We start from the raw sequence: 16,944 nt of genomic DNA, 5'->3' as shown, positions 1-16,944 counted from the left end.
AAAAACCTTAAAGGAACCTCCCATTGCTCATTGAAAATCGGCTGTCTCCGCAGGACTGTGCGGATATGAATGATATTCGCGCGGAAATAGACATGATGGACGAAAACATCATAAAGCTGATCGCCCAGCGCTTCGCCTACGTAAAGGCTGCGGCCAAATTCAAGACCAGCCCCGATGCGGTACGCGCCAAAGAGCGCTTTGAGGCCATGCTGCTGCAAAGACGAGTCTGGGCCGATGAGCAAGGTTTAAGCCCAGAGGTGATAGAAAAAATGTATCGCGATCTGGTCAACTATTTTATCAGCGAAGAAATGAAACATTGGTCCCAGGATCAGGGGTAATCCCCCCGAAAAATGAATGCTGGTCGATGGACTTTATGCATGCTCAGCTATCAGATGGTCGTTCCGTCCGTTTGCTGAATGTCATCGATGACTTTAATCGTGAAGCTCTGGCCATTGAGGTGGATTTTTCTCTGCCGGCAAGCCGGGTAGTCAGGACACTGGAACAACTCATTGAATGGAAGGGAAGGCCAACGGCTATCCGGTGTGATAACGGGCCAGAATATACAGGCAAAATACTGATGTCATGGGTGTCTCGGCAGAATATAACACTTCGGTTTATTCAGCCCGGCAAACCTCAGCAGAATGCTTATATTGAACGATATAACCGGACAGGACGTTATGACTGGCTGGGGCAGCACCTGTTTTCATCGCTGAACGAATTGCAGGACTATGCCACGCAGTGGCAATGGTTTTATAATCACGAGCGCCCGAATATGGCACTGAATGGTTTTACGCCAATGCCGCATATTCAACGCATGACCGATTCTACTTATGACCCCCGTTAAAAATGGGGAGATTACCAGTCCTTTTAATCGTAAAGCCAGTGACCAGCCTTGGCTGATTCAACAAGCATTTTCAGGGTTAATGGTTCCGGTTCAATCCATTCCCATTGATTATCTTTCGAACGTAAAAAATTCAACGGTAGAACTGCTTCTTCATTGGGCCAGTACTTTCCAAAAGTGAAATTTTTCCGGTCTACTTCGAATTTTGTAAAGTAATCATTAAGTATTTCTATCGCATCTTCATCTGCCCATGGATACTTACCAGTGGAGAGACTCGTTTCCAGTGTCAAAACTGGTTTCCTGAACAATGGGAAAACACGCCCATTCCAGTTTTTGTTGTACCAGTTCATGACCTCTTGTTCTATGTTGTCTGAATTGTTCATTCAGTGCCTACCACAGACGGTCAGAAGGATGTGCGATTGTGTTGTATTTGTTCACTGCTTTGAAGGAAATAATAGACACGTCAGCCGCTAAAATTACCCAGCCAACTAATGGTATGCTTCTACCGACGAAGGTTCCCAATCTCTGAGTCATGGCTCTTTTAACGTTAGGAGGGAAACCTATCCATGTTGGTAATCTTACTGGCATCATTCGCCCTCGGAATAACCTCCTGGAGTAGATAGACGCTACCGAGGTTCCAGGGGTTGCCCCAGCTAATTTACCCGCAACAGTGACACTGTTTGAGCCAAGGTAAATCCCTGCTACTGCTGCTATATCTGTGATACCAAAGTGATCGAGGGTTTCATCAACCATGATCCAAAAAATAGCTCACCCGCACTGAGATTAGATGAGCCATCATAGAAGTACGTTCCGTGAAGTTCTTCTACCGTATCCATAGGCTTATTTCCCTTACTTTACTTGCTGGTATTCCAGTACTACAACAATCAATAGGCATTAATCAAGCACAAAAAGCGGTAAACAAATTTCGAAACGATAAAGTCAACCTGACCTGCCCCCCGTTGATTAACACACCGCGATGTTAGTAATGTCTTCATAAACCACATGAGGACATCCCCATGAAGAAGCGTTTTTCCGACGAACAGATCATCAGTATTCTCCGCGAGGCTGAAGCCGGGGTATCCGCCCGTGAACTCTGCCGTAAGCACGCCATTTCCCATGCAGTTCGATTTGAGCACGATCTAATTGAGAAATGTATTCCACACACTTGAAAGGGTTTTCGCGAGAGAACCGATCGAGACTTTCAACGATGAGTACCGAGCCTTTCGCTATGTCACCATCATTAACACGCTTGAAAAATCGTCCTAACCCTGCACTTTCATGCAAATGTTCGGCTTTGAATGCTGAACGCCCTTCATCGATAATTAGCTCGTAGTCTGGATCGAAATCCTGCACTGGGGCATTATCTTCAAAATACTTGATGAGCAGTGATTCCTGACAGTTTAGGCCATCGCCGGATACCTGTTGCTCTGAACTTACCCTGATATAGAGGTAACATTTTTTTATGAAAGACAATGCTCAAAAAAGTTTGCTTAAGCTCTACGGCATCAAAAATTGTGACACCATCAAAAAAGCACGCCGCTGGCTGGAAGAACAGGGTGTGGCTTATCAATTTCACGACTACCGCGCCGACGGGCTGGACGAACAGCAACTGCGCGGCTTTGTCGAACGTCTCGGTTGGGAACCGCTGCTCAATACCCGCGGTACCACCTGGCGCAAGCTGGATGAAGCGCAGCGCACCGCCTGCAATAATGCAGATGCCGCCATCGCGCTGATGCTGGCACAGCCGGCAATCATCAAACGCCCATTGCTGGACGACGGCAATGGGCACGCCCTGCTCGGCTTCAGTGCCGAAGGCTACCAGCAATTTATTTCCGAGGTGGCAGCATGATTTGCCCGGTTATCGAACTGGCTCAACAATTGATCAGGCGCCCATCGCTCAGCCCGCACGATGAAGGCTGTCAGGCACTGATGATCGAACGTCTGAAAGCCATTGGTTTTACCGTTGAGCCGATGCCTTTCGGCGATACCCTGAATTTCTGGGCCTGGCGTGGCGAAGGCCAAACCCTGGCGTTTGCCGGCCACACCGACGTAGTGCCGACCGGCGACGAAAAACGCTGGGACAACCCGCCGTTTGAGCCGACCATCCGCGACGGCATGCTGTATGGCCGTGGCGCGGCAGACATGAAAGGCTCGCTGGCGGCAATGGTCGTGGCAGCCGAACGTTTCGTCGCGGCCAACCCGCATCATCAGGGCCGTTTGGCATTCCTGATCACCTCCGATGAAGAAGCCAGCGCGACCCATGGCACGGTGAAAGTGGTGGAAGCGCTGATGGCGCGCAACGAGCGCCTGGATTATTGCCTGGTCGGCGAGCCGTCCAGTACCGAACGCGTCGGCGACGTGGTGAAGAACGGGCGTCGCGGCTCGATCACCGCCAACCTGCACATTCACGGCATTCAGGGCCACGTTGCCTATCCGCATCTGGCGGAGAACCCGGTGCACCGCGCCATGCCGGCCCTCAATGAGCTGGTGGCGATCGAGTGGGACCACGGCAATGAATTCTTCCCGCCGACCAGCATGCAGATTGCTAACGTGCAGGCCGGTACCGGCAGCAACAACGTGATCCCTGGCGAGATGTTCGTTCAGTTCAACTTCCGCTTTAGTACCGAATCGACCGATGCGACGATCAAACAGCGCGTAGAAGAACTGCTTGAGCGCCATCAGTTGAACTACAGCATCGAATGGCGTTTGTCGGGCCAGCCTTTCCTGACTGCACGTGGTGCGCTGGTGGATGCCGTAGTTAACGCCGTCGAACACTACTCTGAGCTGACGCCGCAGTTGCTGACCACCGGGGGCACCTCAGACGGCCGCTTTATCGCCCAGATGGGGGCGCAGGTGGTTGAGCTGGGGCCAGTCAACGCGACTATCCATAAGGTCAACGAATGCGTGCACGCGGCCGATTTGCAACTGCTGAGCCGTATGTACCAACGCATCATGGAGCAATTGGTCGCATGATCACGCCAGAAATGTTGACCGGGTGCTCAACCGAGCATCTGGCACCGCTGAGCGGTAACCACCGGCTGCAGCCCGCCGCGGTGGCTGCGTTCCTCGCCATGCAGCAGGCGGCACTGGAGGCCGGGTTTGATCTGCAGCCCGCCAGCACATTTCGTGATTTTGGCCGGCAACAGGCGATCTGGAATGGAAAATTCTGCGGCGAGCGCCCAGTATTAGATAAAGACAGTCAGCCAATCGACATCGCGCTGCTGTCCACTGGCGAACGTTGCGAAGCGATCCTGCGCTGGTCGGCCTTGCCGGGCGCCAGTCGCCATCACTGGGGCAGTGACCTGGATGTCTACGACCCTTCGCTCTTGCCTGCCGGGCAAAAGCTGCAACTGGAGCCTTGGGAATACGAGCAAGGCGGCTATTTTTATCCACTCAATCAGTGGATGACGGAACATATGGCCGAATTTGGTTTTTACCGTCCGTTCACCGAAGAGGGTGACGGCGTGGCGGTAGAGCCCTGGCATCTGAGTTACCGTCCGCTGGCGCTTGAAGCCGAGCATCTGCTGACGCCAGAGCTGCTGCTTAGGGTCTGGAAAAATAAGGACGTCGCCGGTGCCCAATGGCTTGAAGAGCATTTGCCATCGATATTTTCGCGTTTTATACGCCCTGAAGGGAAGGAGTGAAGATGGAATGGTTAGCAGATTATTGGTGGATTATCCTGCTGATTCTGGTCGGGATGATTATCAGTGGGATCAAAGAGCTACGCCGCGTTGACGTAAAACGCTATCTGGCCGATAAGCCGGAGCTGCCACCGCACCGCGATAACAACGCCGAGTGGGATGCCGACGACGACTGGCCGAAGAAAAAATGATTTCAGGGCGCATTAAGCGCCCTGAAGTTTATTTAAAGGCGACCAAATCGCCGCGCTTGCCAAACATCGCTTCGTCCCAGTAGCGTTGCGGGACGTAGTAATGCAGCCGCTCGAGAGCGTCATTCATCATGCCCTGATTGATGGCATGCCCCACGTCTTCTTCCACGTCCAGCGTGAAATCGACGCCGATAGCCTGCAGCCGCTCCGCCGCCGCCCTGGCATGTTGCACCGCAATCACCCCGTCCTGCTCGCCGTGGATCAAATGCACCACGCTGTCACCGAACGCTTTATCAGGCAAACCGGCAAAGCGCCCGCTGAAAGCCACGATGCGGCCGGCCAGTCTGGGTTCAACTTTCAAGGCTTCCAGCGCCATGATTGAGCCCTGGGAAAAACCGACCAGCGCGGTACCTGCATCATTCACGCCACTTTGTTGCTGCCAGTAACGCACGGTTTCTATAAACTTCGGCATCACTTCAGCAATGCGCCCTGCACGGTTTTCTTCGGTCACGCCCTGCACCGAAAACCACTGACGACCGCCACCGTTACCGAAGGCAAAAGGGCCACCAATGCTGACTACCTGCGCCTGCGGGAAGTCTTTGGCGAAATAACTGCCAATCTCGCCCATCGCCACCGGGGTATCGCCAACACCGTGAAACAGCAGGATCAGCTGCGGAGCCGGGGTTGCCGGGCTCTGTACAACAAAATGCTCATGTTTCATCGGTGACTCCTCGTGTTGATCAAATTCTGCCCGGCGCCTGCTGCCCGGGTTCCTGTCAGCTACTATACGCCGCTGAGAATTCAGGAAAATCGGGTTTTATTGAGCAACACCTTCAATTTATTCCAACGATTGCGACCAGTTGTGCCAGCGCAGGCAATGCTGCGCATCGAGCTGTTCAAGCGCCATTCCCGTCTCTTGTCGCCAGCGACGCAGCAAGGCTTTCTGGCCGCTGAAGCCAAGTAGTTCCACGCAACCTGCCGCCGTCGTTTGCTGTTGCAGATGCAGCCGCAGTGCGGGCAGTGGCATAGGGCTGGCTAACAGTAAACGTTGCAGCGCCCCCAGACTGGCCTCCAACGGCCGGTGAGCGAAGGCAAAACCGGCCAGTTCACGCCAGTCGTCTTCACCCAGCCGGGTGTCGCCGTCGTCACCGATGATTTCCAGTTGCAGATCGATGCGCGGCTGCAACCAGCGCCAATCACGCGCCAGATGCTTATGCGCCGCATGACGCAGCGCCTCACCCTGCTCGCTCAAGGGCAGAATGGCCATGACGCTGTAGCAACCGCTGCTGGCCTCGATCTTGCTGCCGATGCGTGCCAGCTCAAAACCACAGGACTGCCAAAAGCGCCACAGCGGCTCGGTGTAACCAAAGCTGACTGAAAGGTAATCCAACCCTTGTGCCTGCTGACGCTGCTGCTCAATCAGGCGGCGGGCGATGCCCTGCTGACGCATAACGGGTAATACCGCAATGCGGGTAATGCGCCGCGAACGCAGCGTCGGTGCCCACCACTGGCCACCGTGCGCTGCCAGCGATTGGGCCACCAGGTTGCCACGTGGTCGTCGCCTGCCGGCCCAGACTTCATGTGCCAGTTCGACACTCAGGCCGCCTTCTTCTACCAGCCACAGCGCGCCAACGACCTCTTCTTCAACCTGCGCCAGGCCAAAATGCATACGCGGTGCATCCATCAAGCGCCGCAAATCAAGCGGTGAAGTCCGGTAGTGGGCGCTGCTCAACAGGGCGTAAAACCGCATTAATCGTTGGGGATCGGCACACAGCGCCCTTTGTTCCGCCCCAGTGATACTGACGGGCTGATTCATCGCCTGCCACGGCGGCAGTTCGTTGAACAGCAGCGCGTTATCAATGACACGCTCCAGCGCATCACCCGGCGCCCAACGCATGGGCTGCTGCAGCTCCAGCGGCTGAAACTCAGGCAACCCGGCGCAAAACTTGAGCAAGAAACCCCGGCCGGTGCCTTCATAGCCCTGTACCGTGGTCGTCAGCAGAATGCGGGGGAAATGGTTAACCAACTGCTGTAATAACGGGCCGGGGATCGCCGCCGCCTCGTCCACCAACAGCCAATCCACGTCGCTGACATCATGTTCGCGACAATGGGCCAGCAGCGCGTCCGGTGCCCAGAATTGCGCGCGGCCCTGCGCCCATTCATCAGCAACCTCGGTAGCCGCTCGGCTGGGCCCGGTGAGCCAGCAGGTGAGCGGCGTGTTGGCCACCAGCATCCCCGCCAGCGTTGACTTGCCGCGCCCACGGGCGGCGGTCAGCACCCAAACGCCTGGCTCGGCGTCGAGTAATTGCGTCAACAACGCTTGCTGCTCGCAAGTCGGTTGGCCATTGGGTGCTTGCCACTGCGGGCGTACTGGCAAGGGTGCCAACGTTAGCGGTTCATCCTGTCGCCAGAGCGTGACTTCGCTGTCCGCTGCCAAGTGTTGCTGCAGATGGTGAATGAAATTCGGGGTAGTGATCGGCTGGGGGCAATCGCTCCAGCGCAGGCTGTCGCTATCCGGCTGTTGCTGCCAGGACTGCCAGGGTGGCGTTAACAGCAACAACCAACTGCCGGCTCGCAGCGTACCGGCCAGCGCGGCCAGCGCTTCAACATCCAAACCATCGGTCGCGTCATACACTGCATGCCATCGCTCCTGTCCCAGCAATGTCCGTACCGCACCACTGGCCAGCGACTGCATGCCACTGGGCGGGTTTTCCCCCACCCAAGGCCAGTCGCCCGGCAGGGTTGTCGCCAACCAGTGTGCTTGCTGGCGGCACCATTGCGGCTCGCCACTGAGCACCAGCAGGCGTCTGATGCCCTGCTGCTGCATAAGTTGTTGCATTGCATGTAACATCAGTATCCAGACCCAGAGCTAAAAAAGTGCCCAGACCGCTGACACCCCCAACGGAAAGTTGGAATGTCAGTATTCACAAACTAAAAACCCAGGAAAATCAATTTATTGATTTTCGGCTGATAGCCACAAAGTGAGGAAAAACCACGCTTTCCCCACTTTATCAACAACATCATGCCGGAGTCAGGCTCCGGCATGCATGTTAACGGGATGCGAAGGTATTGCAGGTGTTAGGGTCACCGCTGTCGAAGCCCTGCTTAAACCAAGTGTAGCGCTGCTGTGAGGTCCCGTGGGTAAAGCTGTCCGGTACCACGCGCCCCTGACCTTGTTGCTGCAAACGGTCGTCGCCGATCGCCTGCGCAGCGTTTAATGCCGCCTGCAGGTCGCCCTCTTCCAGCATTTGCTGTTTCTCGGCATATTTACCCCAAACGCCGGCAAAGCAGTCTGCCTGCAGTTCCATTTTCACCGACAGACGATTCACTTCTACCTGGCTGGCACCCTGCTGCATTTGACGCACTTTAGGCTCAATGCCCAGCAGGTTTTGCACATGGTGGCCTACCTCGTGCGCCACCACATAGGCCTGGGCGAAGTCACCGCCGGCACCCAGTTTGGTTTTCATATCCTGATAGAACGACAGGTCGATATATACCGTTTTGTCGCCCGGGCAATAAAATGGCCCCATCGCCGCCTGACCGGTGCCGCAGCTGGTACGCGTTACGCCGCGATACATCACCAACTTGGGTGGCTGATAGGTTTTACCCATGCGCTGGAAAACTTCTTTCCAGTTATCTTCGGTAGAAGCCAGCACCACCGAGGTAAATTTGGCCAGTTCATCGTCTTTTGGACTGATGCTGGCGCTCTGTTGCTGAGTTTGCGGGCTCACATCCCCGCCGTTCAACAGCGGTGAAAGATCGACGCCGTAATAGCCGGCCACCAACACTACCACCAGAATAACGATACCGCCTTTGCCGCGAGGCACGCGGAAACCGCCGCCACCGCCACCCAGACCTGAAGACTGCCCGCGACGATCCTCAACATTGTCACTTTCCCGACGCCCTTGCCAACGCATAAGTAAACTCCAGATTAGGTTTTTGTCATGTTACGTAGATCATTATAAATGCTCAGCGGCAAAGGAAATGTAGAATTTTTCTGGAAATGCAGGCAAACGGGAATAGACGGCGGGGAAAGTAAAGATAATAGACGGGGCCGGAGAGACCCCGTATAGCGAGAAAACGCTTAGTCGAGTTTGACGCCGATGCGGCGAGCGACTTCTTCGTAGGCTTCGATCAGGCCACCCAGGCTCTGGCGGAAGCGGTCCTTGTCCATCTTGTCCAGGGTGTTTTTGTCCCACAGGCGGCTACCATCCGGCGAGAATTCATCACCCAGTACCACTTCGCCGTTGAACAAGCCAAACTCCAGCTTGAAGTCGACCAGGATCAGGCCTGCGTCGTCAAATAGCTTGCTCAACACGTCGTTGGCCTGGTAGCTCAGCTCACGCATGCGCGCCAGGTGCTCTTTGCTCACCCAACCAAAGGTTTCGCAATAGGATTCGTTGACCATGGGATCGTGCATTTCATCGTTTTTCAGGAACAGGTCAAACAGCGGTGGGTTCAGTACCAGGCCTTCTTCAATGCCCAGACGCTTCACCAGTGAACCGGCGGCACGGTTGCGGATCACACACTCTACCGGCACCATGTCCAACTTCTTCACCAGCACTTCATTGTCTGACAGCAGGCGTTCCATTTGCGTCGGGATGCCGGCCTCTTCCAGTTTGCTCATGATGAAATGGTTGAACTTGTTGTTCACCATGCCTTTGCGATCAAACTGCTCAATGCGCTGACCATCCAGTGCTGACGTATCGTTGCGGAATTCCAACACCAGCAGATCAGGATTTTCAGTGGTATAGACGGTTTTTGCCTTTCCGCGATACAGCTCAGCTATTTTTTGCATCTCACTTACTCCAAAAAAAATTTTAAAAACGCTTAAACACACAGGCGTGATATACCCAAAATAATTGGAGTTACAGCAAGGCGGCAAGGGCAGGAGTCCCCGGTCACTTACTCAAGTAAGTGACCGGGGTGAGTGCACGCAGCCAACACAGCTGTAGCTTCAAGAATGATGGGTATATTGTGCCAAATCTGCGACGCAAACGATACCGTAACCATTAAAGAAAAAAGGGGCCGTAGCCCCTTTCAGACTGATGACAAACCTCATTCCTGCCCAGAGCGAGTAGAGGCCGATAAACAAAAATCAGGAAAATCAATTTATTGATTTTCGGCTGCTCACCACAAAGCAGGAAAAACCACGCTTTTTCCTGCTTTGTCAGCAACCTAAAAGGGGCCGTAGCCCCTTTTCGATTATTTAACGCTGGTTTTACTGAATGCTGACTGGAATGCCGCAACCAGGCCGTCGTTTTGCGACTGGGTCAATGGCTTCCCTTTAGGATCGATAAATTGCAGGCTGGTACGGTTGTTCAAATCACCTACCTGCAGTTTGTAATCGCCTTCTTTCAGTTCAGGATCCTTGACGCCCAACGCATCCCAGTCACTGCTGTTCAGGGATTTGTAGGTCACGGCGACGGTGCCCTGCGGACGGCTGCGGTCACCCACTTTCATCCCCAGTTTTTCCAATGTCGCTGGCAGGCGATCCCACACCACGGTATACGGACCACGCACGACCAACATTGGCAGGCCGGTATCATCCGCGCCGCTCTGCACGTCAAGCGCACCGAAACGGTTGGCTGACTGGTTGCTCGCCAGGTTGTCCTGCTTGTCCAGGCCTTCGACGATGGTGTTCATCATCATACCGTTGTAGCGCTGCACTTCGGATGGGTCGGTCACCGGATCGGTTTTGCCCTGCTGCTGCAGGCCGACGGTTTTCACCACCAGCGCCTGCTGGTAACCCTGCTGCTGTACGCTGATCTGGTAGCGGCCTTCGTACTGGTTGTCTTCATCCAGACGGGTCCACTTCACCCAGTCGGTGGTCAGCGTTTGACCGGCGTCCTGACGTGAGGCTATCGCTATGTTCTTCGCTTGCATCATGCTGACCACGCGTGACCACAGGTTCTGGTTCTGCGGGCTGTTTTCCAACAGTAACGTACCGCTGTCGCCTGCATATTGCGCGCGTGAGCCGCTCAGCAATGCCAGTGGCTGTACCGGCGGACGAATATCCAGTTGCTTGCCGACGCCGCCTTTCAGCGTGGTGGCCGGAACATCATAATTACCGCTTTGCACCGGCAGGATCATACCTGCGGGTGCGTTCAGTGGCTTGAGCACCGACGCATCGAGGTAAGACTCATCGCCGCTAACCTGGCGTTTGTAGCGTTGGTCGGTGGTACAACCGACCAGCATCATAACCAGCGAAATACCTACGACTTTTGCTACCGTCGACTTTTGCAATGAATAAACCATCAAATTTCCCTTAGAGTTACAGCAAACCGGCGCTTTTCAACGCGCGTTCAACGATCGGACGGGCAGCGTCGGTCAACGGCGTCATAGGCAGACGCATCGTATCGGTTGCTATCAATCCCAATGCCTTACAGGCCCATTTCACCGGAATTGGGTTTGCTTCTACAAACAAGTCCTGATGCAACGGCATCAAGCGTTGATTTAAACGGCGTGCCTCAGCAAAGTTGCCCTGTGCTGCCAGCGCGCAAAGTTGCGCCATTTCACGTGCAGCCACATTGGCCGTCACGGAAATCACACCCTTGCCACCCAGTTGCATGAAATCCAGACCGCTGGCGTCATCGCCGCTCAGCAAAATGAAATCTTCATCATCAACCAGCACTTGGATCTGACTTACACGACTTAAGTTCCCTGTTGCCTCTTTAACAGCAACAATATTCTTGATTTTTGCCAAGCGCGCAATCGTCGGCGGCAGCATGTCACACCCGGTGCGAGAAGGCACGTTATAGAGGATTTGTGGCAGCGCGGTGCTTTCGGCAATGGCCTTGAAGTGCTGATACAGCCCTTCCTGAGTCGGTTTATTGTAGTAAGGCGTGACCGTCAGGCAACCCACTACGCCGCTATTTTCGAAGCGCTGGGTCAGCGAAATGGCTTCAGCGGTGGCGTTGGCGCCAGTACCGGCAATTACCGGAATACGGCCTGCGGCCAGTTCCAGCGTCTGCAATACCACGTCAACGTGCTCGTCATGGGCAAGCGTTGCAGACTCGCCGGTAGTCCCTACGGAAACGATGGCCGCAGTTCCACTGGCTACATGATAATCAATCAATTTTTTTAGGCTCGCGCGATCGACAGCACCTGTGTCGTCCATCGGCGTAACCAGTGCAACTATACTTCCCGTAAACATTGACCGTCCCCTCCGCAAACAAGTCACTCATGGTACTTTTGCTGCCTATCCAAAAGCAAGCAAACAACGGCGTTGTAAGCGCTTGGCAGGCGGTTTTTTTTATGTTTACCATGGTAACCCCATTGTGCACGACAGGAAGCTCCATTTTGCCTAAGCCAGATGAACACTATCTCGTGATTACCGCGCTCGGTACCGACCGCCCAGGGATCGTCAATGCCATCACCCGCCACGTCAGCAGTTGCGGATGCAATATCGAAGATAGCCGTCTGGCCATGCTGGGTGAGGAGTTCACGTTCATCATGCTGCTTTCCGGTAGCTGGAACGCCATTACCCTGATTGAATCTACCCTGCCGCAAAAAGGGGCGGAGCTGGAACTGCTGATTGTGATGAAGCGCACCAACTCGCACGAGAGGCCGCCGATGCCGGCTACGGTGTGGGTGCAGGTGGAGGTGAAAGATTCCCCGCATATCATTGAGCGTTTTACCGATCTGTTCCACTCCAGCCAGATGAACATTGCCGAGCTGGTGTCGCGCACCCAACCGGCTGAAAGCGACCTGCCCCCCCAGCTTCATATCCAGATCACCGCACACAGCCCTGGCAACGCCGATGCATCAAATATTGAGCAAGCCTTTCATCGCCTATGTACAGAATTGAAAGCACAAGGCAGTATTAGCGTTGTGAACTATCCACAGCATGATGAGAAAGATGGAGAGTAGTGATGACCCCATTGAAAGCCGGTGACACAGCGCCAAACTTTAGTTTACCTGACCAGGACGGTGAGGAAATTAATCTGGCCGACTTCCAGGGACAACGAGTACTGGTTTATTTTTATCCCAAGGCGATGACGCCGGGCTGTACCGTACAGGCCTGCGGTTTGCGGGATAACATGGATGAACTGAAAAAAGCAGGTGTCGAAGTTCTGGGCATCAGCACGGATAAACCAGAGAAGCTGTCGCGTTTTGCCGAGAAAGAGTTGTTAAACTTCACGTTGTTATCTGATGAGGATCATCAGGTAGCACAGCAGTTCGGTGTTTGGGGTGAGAAAACCTTTATGGGCAAAACCTATGATGGTATTCACCGCATCAGCTTCCTGCTCGACGGCAAAGGCAAGGTTGAAAAAGTGTTTGATGATTTCAAGACCACCAATCATCACGACATCGTTCTGAGCTATCTTCAGCAATAATTGAACCGAAGCGCAGCGACCTGCTGCGCTTCGGTTTTCCCGCTTATTCCACTTCCGTTTCCACCCGCAGTTCGTCCGGCCAGGCGTGAATGACAGCCTTCACCAGGGTCGCCAGCGGGATAGCAAAGAACACGCCCCAGAAACCCCACAATCCGCCGAAAATGATCACCGACAAAATAATCACCAGCGGATGCAGATTAACCGCCTCCGAGAACAGAATCGGCACCAGCAGATTGCCATCCAGCCCCTGCACCACCAGATAGGCGACGATCAGCGTCCAGAAGTCGGCACCGATACCCCATTGAAACATCGCCACTACCACCACCGGAATGGTCACCAGCACCGCACCGATATAGGGGATCAGCACCGAGACACCGACCAGCACCGCCAGCAGCAGCGAATAGCGCATATCCAGCACAACGAACACCAGATAGGTCGCTATGCCGACGATCACCATCTCCAGTACCTTGCCGCGAATATAGTTGGTGATCTGCTGATTCATCTCGATCCACACCTGCCCGGCCAGCCCGCGATTACGCGGCAACACACGGCGCACCGCGTTGAGCATTTGCTCTTTGTCCTTTAGCAGGAAGAACATCATCATCGGCACCAGGATCAGATAAATCGCCAGCGTCAGCAGCCCGACCAGGGAAGCCAGGGAGAATTTCACTACCGACTCGCCCATCCCCGACAGGCGTCCACGCAGGTTTTCCGCCATCATATCGATGATGCCAGCATCCACCAGCGCCGGATAACGCTTCGGCAGCGTCGCGGCAAAGTTATAAAACTGATTAAGCATACCCGGCAGATCGGTCATCAGGTTGATGCCCTGCTGCCACGCGGTGGGTGCCACCACAAATACCAACAGCATCGCGATGCCGGCAAACATGATCATCACCATGCTCGCCGCCCAGCTACGCGAACAACCGATACGCTGCAGGCGTGCGGTCGGCCACTCCAGCAGGTACGCCAGCACTATCGCCACCAACAGCGGGGTCAGAATGCCATGCAGAAAATAGAGGATGAGGAAGCCGGCAACCAGGATCACCAACAGCGCGATGGCTTGCGGATCGGTAAAACGACGACGGTACCACTGTAATAACATCTCCAGCATCAGAGAGTGCTCCTAGAGGTTTGACTGGCAGGCATTGCGGTTCCTGTGGTGGGATATTTTTAACTTATTGCTCCCCGGTACGAACCGGGGTTCAAGCGTATCGTTGTACCATGCTGGCCATTTGCCATCCAGCTATCACTGTCGAATCGTTCTAAATATTCGCCCTCATTTAAGCACCTGTTCAGCTAACAAGACAACGGCGATGAGGGTCATCGCGACACCGGAGATGCGGCTGACCACCCGTGCCGCCTGTGGGCGCGTCTGCAATACTGACTGCGAGCCATAACCCACCAGCAGATAAACCAGTCCACAACTGACCAGATGCAGCAGGCCAAGGGCCAGGATCTGCGTCGGAATCGACCACAGGGCATGCGGATCGGTGAATTGCGGCAACAGAGCCAGAAATAACAGAAAGACCTTTGGATTCATGCCACTGATGCAAACCCCTTTGCCCGCCCAGCGCATCCATGAATCTGAACTCTGTTTCTCCGCAGCATTGGGAACCGGAGGATTTAACAGCAGATTGATACCGATCCACAGCAGGTAGGATGCCCCCACGACGGTGAGTACCGTCAGGATCAGCGGGTTACCGGTAACCAACACGCCGACACCGGCCGCCACTACCGCAATGGCCAGCAGATGCCCGAACAATAATCCGGCGACTGCCGGCACTACCACCCTGCCGCGTATGCCCGCCGATATCACGTATGCCCAATCCATGCCCGGCGTGATGACAAACAGAATCGAAACTGCCCAGAAGGCGGCAAAAATGGCCGGCGTCATGACAGATTGCTCCACTGACGAGGTTGCTCTGCTGCACGTATTTTCACCTGACTTTCCTCATCATAGGGGCCTGCAAACCGCGTTAAGTGCGATCGGCCCCGGCCACTTAATTATTGGAAAGAATATCTTTAGGGCGTTAAAATGTGCTGCCAATTACTTGCCTGAAAACTACAAATTCGGGGAAATTTTTCTAAATGGATAAGATAGACCGCAAAATTCTTGCTGAACTACAAGCGGATGGGCGACTTTCTGTCACCGAGCTGGCCGAACGTGTCGGTCTTAGCGTTTCGCCCTGCCACCGCCGGGTGAAGGCTCTGGAAGAATCAGGGGTGATCAGGGGCTATCGCGCCCAGCTTGAACCCACCAGCCTGGGGTTTAACTTTTCCGCATTGGTTTTCGTCACCATGAGAGAAGGCGATCGCCACGCCGTAGCCACCTTTGAGGATGCAATGATCGATATTCCTCAGGTGGTGCAGGCGCAAAGGCTGTTCGGTGACCCCGATTACCTGCTGCATGTGATCTCCCGCGATCTGCCCGCTTTCCAGCAGCTGTATGACGAGAAGCTCTCCGCCCTGCCTGGCGTTCAGCGCCTCAGTTCCACGCTGGTAATGAAAACCGTGGTGCCTGAGCGCTCCTTTTTACCTCTGGGGACATAACAACGGGAGCGTTTCCGCTCCCGTTGGATACTTAAGGCTTAAGGGACAATCACAAAATCTGGATTGGCGACGGCAAACAGCGCCTCGCGATCCGCTGCCGGTGGGTAGATCCACTGGGTGTTGATTTCCTGTTTGATCTTTTTGCCCTCTGCGCGCGTGAATAGCACCTGGCGATCCCAACCTTCGGTGTAGAGCGCTCCCCAGGCCCCGAGATCGAGGCAAGTCACGTACTTGGGTTGACTGTAAGGGTGCAGCGGCAGCCCCACCAGTTCCGCTGCGGCATTGTGCCCGGCGACGCGCCCCAGGCTCATCGCATGCTGGCAGGTCATCAGGTTATGGTTACCCAACGCGTCGCTCGCTGCCTTGACCGTATCGCCGGTAACGAAAACGCCATTCGCCGCCGGAGCATGCAAGAAGGCGTCGCCGACAATGCGTCCGGAGCCGTCACGCTCGCCCGGAATTTGCTCGACCAATGGATTTGCCCGTACACCGGCAGCCAATATCACCGTGTTGGCGGCAATACGCTCACCATTCGACAAAGTAACGCTGTCGGCATCGATCGCCGTAACGCGCATCCCGGCCCTTGATTCAACACCACATTCTTCCAACGCCTGGCGGATCACGATGCCAGGTTCGGCCCCCATACCCGCCCCTACTTCTGCTGCAGTATCGACAATCACCACGCGGATGTCCGCTTCACTGCCCAGAATCGCACGCAGGCGCATTGGCATTTCGGACGCGCTTTCCAACCCGGTGAGCCCGCCGCCTACCACTACCACGGTATTACGCGCCGGCGTTTCCGGTTGTGCTGCCAATGCCTTCAAATGAACATCCAGTCGCTGCGCGCTTTGCAGCGTATCCACATTGAACCCGTGTTCGGCGAAGCCGGCAACCGGAGGAACAGAAAGCTGGCTGCCGGTCGCCAACACCAGCCGGTCATAATCCAACCGGAGCTTCTGCCCCGTAGCGCTGGCAACCACTAGCGTCTGGTTTTCACTGTTTATCTGCTCAACCAAACCGGCCAAATGGTGAACACCAATAGCGGCAAGCTGCGCCGAAATATCCGGGCTCATGTTCTCCAGCACCGCTTCATACAACCTTGGGCGAATGGTGACATTCGGTGTCGGCGAAACCATCGTCACTTCAATCTCCCCCTCCTTACCAGCCAGTGCTATCGCTCGCATGGCGGAAACTGCAGCCCAAAAACCAGCAAAACCAGAACCGGCGATCACTATTTTTTGTGTCATGGAATAACTCCTTCCTACAGGTTTAATCAGATGCCCGTACTATTTTCCGGGCGAGTGGCGCCGTTCCGCCACCTGTCAAAAGGGTGCAGAAGGGCTACCGCCTATGGCACACAGGCGGGAAAAAAGAATCAGAGA

The 16,944-nt window shown here is 54.8% G+C and carries 18 protein-coding genes and 4 pseudogenes; 10 read left to right on the top strand and 12 right to left on the bottom strand.

Annotated features, from left to right (window positions below):
- The first annotated feature begins 23 nt into the window (after window positions 1-23).
- Window positions 24-338, top strand: coding sequence for an isochorismate lyase (locus ACUTSU_RS13575; RefSeq protein WP_445651821.1), 315 nt, complete (start codon window positions 24-26; stop codon window positions 336-338).
- Between the two features lie 11 nt (window positions 339-349).
- A pseudogene (locus ACUTSU_RS13570) lies at window positions 350-844 on the top strand (integrase core domain-containing protein); the annotation flags it as partial.
- 23 nt (window positions 845-867) lie between these two features.
- On the opposite strand, the gene ACUTSU_RS13565 reads toward ACUTSU_RS13570, so the two are convergent.
- Complete coding sequence (locus tag ACUTSU_RS13565) at window positions 868-1,224, bottom strand: DUF1493 family protein (RefSeq protein ID WP_445654285.1); 357 nt, start codon at window positions 1,222-1,224, stop codon at window positions 868-870.
- 7 nt (window positions 1,225-1,231) lie between these two features.
- Window positions 1,232-1,677: pseudogene (locus ACUTSU_RS13560) on the bottom strand (STM2901 family protein).
- A 180-nt stretch (window positions 1,678-1,857) separates the two neighbouring features.
- Here ACUTSU_RS13560 and ACUTSU_RS13555 point away from each other — a divergent pair.
- Window positions 1,858-1,962 (top strand): annotated as a pseudogene (locus ACUTSU_RS13555) (transposase); the annotation flags it as partial.
- A 55-nt stretch (window positions 1,963-2,017) separates the two neighbouring features.
- On the opposite strand, the pseudogene ACUTSU_RS13550 reads toward ACUTSU_RS13555, so the two are convergent.
- A pseudogene (locus tag ACUTSU_RS13550) lies at window positions 2,018-2,314 on the bottom strand (recombinase family protein); the annotation flags it as partial.
- Here ACUTSU_RS13550 and ACUTSU_RS13545 point away from each other — a divergent pair.
- The 4 genes from ACUTSU_RS13545 to ACUTSU_RS13530 are packed head-to-tail and all read left to right on the top strand — an operon-like array spanning window position 2,304 to window position 4,673.
- Window positions 2,304-2,690 carry an ArsC family reductase gene (locus tag ACUTSU_RS13545; RefSeq protein WP_445651823.1) on the top strand — a complete coding sequence of 129 codons (387 nt, stop codon included), beginning with the start codon at window positions 2,304-2,306 and terminating at the stop codon, window positions 2,688-2,690. The pseudogene ACUTSU_RS13550 and the gene ACUTSU_RS13545 sit on opposite strands and share 11 nt — an antisense overlap.
- Complete coding sequence (gene dapE / locus ACUTSU_RS13540; protein WP_445651824.1) at window positions 2,687-3,814, top strand: succinyl-diaminopimelate desuccinylase; 1,128 nt, start codon at window positions 2,687-2,689, stop codon at window positions 3,812-3,814. The genes ACUTSU_RS13545 and dapE overlap by 4 nt, the downstream gene beginning before the upstream one ends.
- Window positions 3,811-4,485: a M15 family metallopeptidase gene (locus ACUTSU_RS13535; RefSeq protein WP_445651825.1), complete on the top strand. Its 675-nt coding sequence runs from the start codon at window positions 3,811-3,813 to the stop codon at window positions 4,483-4,485. Before dapE ends, ACUTSU_RS13535 begins: the two co-directional genes overlap by 4 nt.
- Before the next feature lie 2 nt (window positions 4,486-4,487).
- On the top strand, window positions 4,488-4,673 hold the full coding sequence (locus tag ACUTSU_RS13530; protein WP_135317516.1) for a YpfN family protein: 186 nt from the start codon (window positions 4,488-4,490) through the stop codon (window positions 4,671-4,673).
- Window positions 4,674-4,701: 28 nt separating this feature from the next.
- Here the strand turns inward: ACUTSU_RS13530 and ypfH are convergent, their stop codons facing one another.
- The 6 genes from ypfH to dapA form a co-directional block, all read right to left on the bottom strand.
- Window positions 4,702-5,391, bottom strand: a complete 690-nt coding sequence (gene ypfH, locus ACUTSU_RS13525; protein WP_445654284.1) for an esterase — start codon at window positions 5,389-5,391, stop codon at window positions 4,702-4,704.
- 117 nt (window positions 5,392-5,508) lie between these two features.
- Window positions 5,509-7,521 (bottom strand): tRNA(Met) cytidine acetyltransferase TmcA, encoded by a 2,013-nt coding sequence (locus ACUTSU_RS13520; RefSeq protein WP_445654283.1) that lies wholly within the window; start codon window positions 7,519-7,521, stop codon window positions 5,509-5,511.
- Between the two features lie 199 nt (window positions 7,522-7,720).
- Window positions 7,721-8,587 (bottom strand): KPN_02809 family neutral zinc metallopeptidase, encoded by an 867-nt coding sequence (ypfJ, locus tag ACUTSU_RS13515; RefSeq protein ID WP_445651827.1) that lies wholly within the window; start codon window positions 8,585-8,587, stop codon window positions 7,721-7,723.
- Between the two features lie 167 nt (window positions 8,588-8,754).
- Window positions 8,755-9,468: a phosphoribosylaminoimidazolesuccinocarboxamide synthase gene (gene purC, locus ACUTSU_RS13510; RefSeq protein WP_261431845.1), complete on the bottom strand. Its 714-nt coding sequence runs from the start codon at window positions 9,466-9,468 to the stop codon at window positions 8,755-8,757.
- A gap of 407 nt (window positions 9,469-9,875) precedes the next feature.
- Window positions 9,876-10,928: an outer membrane protein assembly factor BamC gene (bamC, locus tag ACUTSU_RS13505; protein ID WP_445651828.1), complete on the bottom strand. Its 1,053-nt coding sequence runs from the start codon at window positions 10,926-10,928 to the stop codon at window positions 9,876-9,878.
- A gap of 16 nt (window positions 10,929-10,944) precedes the next feature.
- Window positions 10,945-11,826, bottom strand: coding sequence for a 4-hydroxy-tetrahydrodipicolinate synthase (gene dapA / locus ACUTSU_RS13500; protein ID WP_445651829.1), 882 nt, complete (start codon window positions 11,824-11,826; stop codon window positions 10,945-10,947).
- Window positions 11,827-11,936: 110 nt separating this feature from the next.
- Here dapA and ACUTSU_RS13495 point away from each other — a divergent pair, with 110 nt between their 5' ends.
- Both ACUTSU_RS13495 and bcp read left to right on the top strand, forming a co-directional pair.
- A complete protein-coding gene (locus ACUTSU_RS13495; RefSeq protein WP_206194290.1) occupies window positions 11,937-12,542 on the top strand; it encodes a glycine cleavage system transcriptional repressor in 606 nt (201 codons plus the stop codon).
- A 2-nt stretch (window positions 12,543-12,544) separates the two neighbouring features.
- On the top strand, window positions 12,545-13,009 hold the full coding sequence (gene bcp, locus ACUTSU_RS13490; protein WP_012146223.1) for a thioredoxin-dependent thiol peroxidase: 465 nt from the start codon (window positions 12,545-12,547) through the stop codon (window positions 13,007-13,009).
- 43 nt (window positions 13,010-13,052) lie between these two features.
- Here the strand turns inward: bcp and ACUTSU_RS13485 are convergent, their stop codons facing one another.
- Together ACUTSU_RS13485 and ACUTSU_RS13480 are read right to left on the bottom strand one after the other, a co-directional pair.
- The gene (locus tag ACUTSU_RS13485) at window positions 13,053-14,123 is read right to left on the bottom strand and encodes an AI-2E family transporter (RefSeq protein WP_445651830.1); all 1,071 of its coding nucleotides are present in this window, start codon (window positions 14,121-14,123) and stop codon (window positions 13,053-13,055) included.
- Window positions 14,124-14,288: 165 nt separating this feature from the next.
- A complete protein-coding gene (locus tag ACUTSU_RS13480; protein WP_445651831.1) occupies window positions 14,289-14,906 on the bottom strand; it encodes a LysE family translocator in 618 nt (205 codons plus the stop codon).
- 194 nt (window positions 14,907-15,100) lie between these two features.
- On the opposite strand from ACUTSU_RS13480, the gene ACUTSU_RS13475 reads away from it, so the two are divergent.
- Window positions 15,101-15,562, top strand: a complete 462-nt coding sequence (locus ACUTSU_RS13475; RefSeq protein ID WP_445651832.1) for an Lrp/AsnC family transcriptional regulator — start codon at window positions 15,101-15,103, stop codon at window positions 15,560-15,562.
- A 38-nt stretch (window positions 15,563-15,600) separates the two neighbouring features.
- Here ACUTSU_RS13475 and ACUTSU_RS13470 read toward each other — a convergent pair whose 3' ends face one another.
- Complete coding sequence (locus ACUTSU_RS13470; RefSeq protein ID WP_445651833.1) at window positions 15,601-16,809, bottom strand: NAD(P)/FAD-dependent oxidoreductase; 1,209 nt, start codon at window positions 16,807-16,809, stop codon at window positions 15,601-15,603.
- Between the last annotated feature and the right edge of the window lie 135 nt (window positions 16,810-16,944).

It is taken from the genome of Serratia sp. NA_13 (genome assembly GCF_052691735.1).
The sequence above is the reverse complement of the archived record's forward strand: the minus strand, read 5'-3'. Positions and strand labels throughout refer to the sequence as shown.

What these genes read in the sequence shown, in the direction of transcription:
- ACUTSU_RS13565 (WP_445654285.1), bottom strand. Translation starts at nt 1,224, where the DNA reads ATGAACAATTCAGACAACATAGAACAAGAGGTCATGAACTGGTACAAC.
- ACUTSU_RS13545 (WP_445651823.1), top strand. Translation starts at nt 2,304, where the DNA reads ATGAAAGACAATGCTCAAAAAAGTTTGCTTAAGCTCTACGGCATCAAA.
- dapE (WP_445651824.1), top strand. Translation starts at nt 2,687, where the DNA reads ATGATTTGCCCGGTTATCGAACTGGCTCAACAATTGATCAGGCGCCCA.
- ACUTSU_RS13535 (WP_445651825.1), top strand. Translation starts at nt 3,811, where the DNA reads ATGATCACGCCAGAAATGTTGACCGGGTGCTCAACCGAGCATCTGGCA.
- ACUTSU_RS13530 (WP_135317516.1), top strand. Translation starts at nt 4,488, where the DNA reads ATGGAATGGTTAGCAGATTATTGGTGGATTATCCTGCTGATTCTGGTC.
- ypfH (WP_445654284.1), bottom strand. Translation starts at nt 5,391, where the DNA reads ATGAAACATGAGCATTTTGTTGTACAGAGCCCGGCAACCCCGGCTCCG.
- ACUTSU_RS13520 (WP_445654283.1), bottom strand. Translation starts at nt 7,521, where the DNA reads ATGTTACATGCAATGCAACAACTTATGCAGCAGCAGGGCATCAGACGC.
- ypfJ (WP_445651827.1), bottom strand. Translation starts at nt 8,587, where the DNA reads ATGCGTTGGCAAGGGCGTCGGGAAAGTGACAATGTTGAGGATCGTCGC.
- purC (WP_261431845.1), bottom strand. Translation starts at nt 9,468, where the DNA reads ATGCAAAAAATAGCTGAGCTGTATCGCGGAAAGGCAAAAACCGTCTAT.
- bamC (WP_445651828.1), bottom strand. Translation starts at nt 10,928, where the DNA reads ATGGTTTATTCATTGCAAAAGTCGACGGTAGCAAAAGTCGTAGGTATT.
- dapA (WP_445651829.1), bottom strand. Translation starts at nt 11,826, where the DNA reads ATGTTTACGGGAAGTATAGTTGCACTGGTTACGCCGATGGACGACACA.
- ACUTSU_RS13495 (WP_206194290.1), top strand. Translation starts at nt 11,937, where the DNA reads ATGGTAACCCCATTGTGCACGACAGGAAGCTCCATTTTGCCTAAGCCA.
- bcp (WP_012146223.1), top strand. Translation starts at nt 12,545, where the DNA reads ATGACCCCATTGAAAGCCGGTGACACAGCGCCAAACTTTAGTTTACCT.
- ACUTSU_RS13485 (WP_445651830.1), bottom strand. Translation starts at nt 14,123, where the DNA reads ATGCTGGAGATGTTATTACAGTGGTACCGTCGTCGTTTTACCGATCCG.
- ACUTSU_RS13480 (WP_445651831.1), bottom strand. Translation starts at nt 14,906, where the DNA reads ATGACGCCGGCCATTTTTGCCGCCTTCTGGGCAGTTTCGATTCTGTTT.
- ACUTSU_RS13475 (WP_445651832.1), top strand. Translation starts at nt 15,101, where the DNA reads ATGGATAAGATAGACCGCAAAATTCTTGCTGAACTACAAGCGGATGGG.
- ACUTSU_RS13470 (WP_445651833.1), bottom strand. Translation starts at nt 16,809, where the DNA reads ATGACACAAAAAATAGTGATCGCCGGTTCTGGTTTTGCTGGTTTTTGG.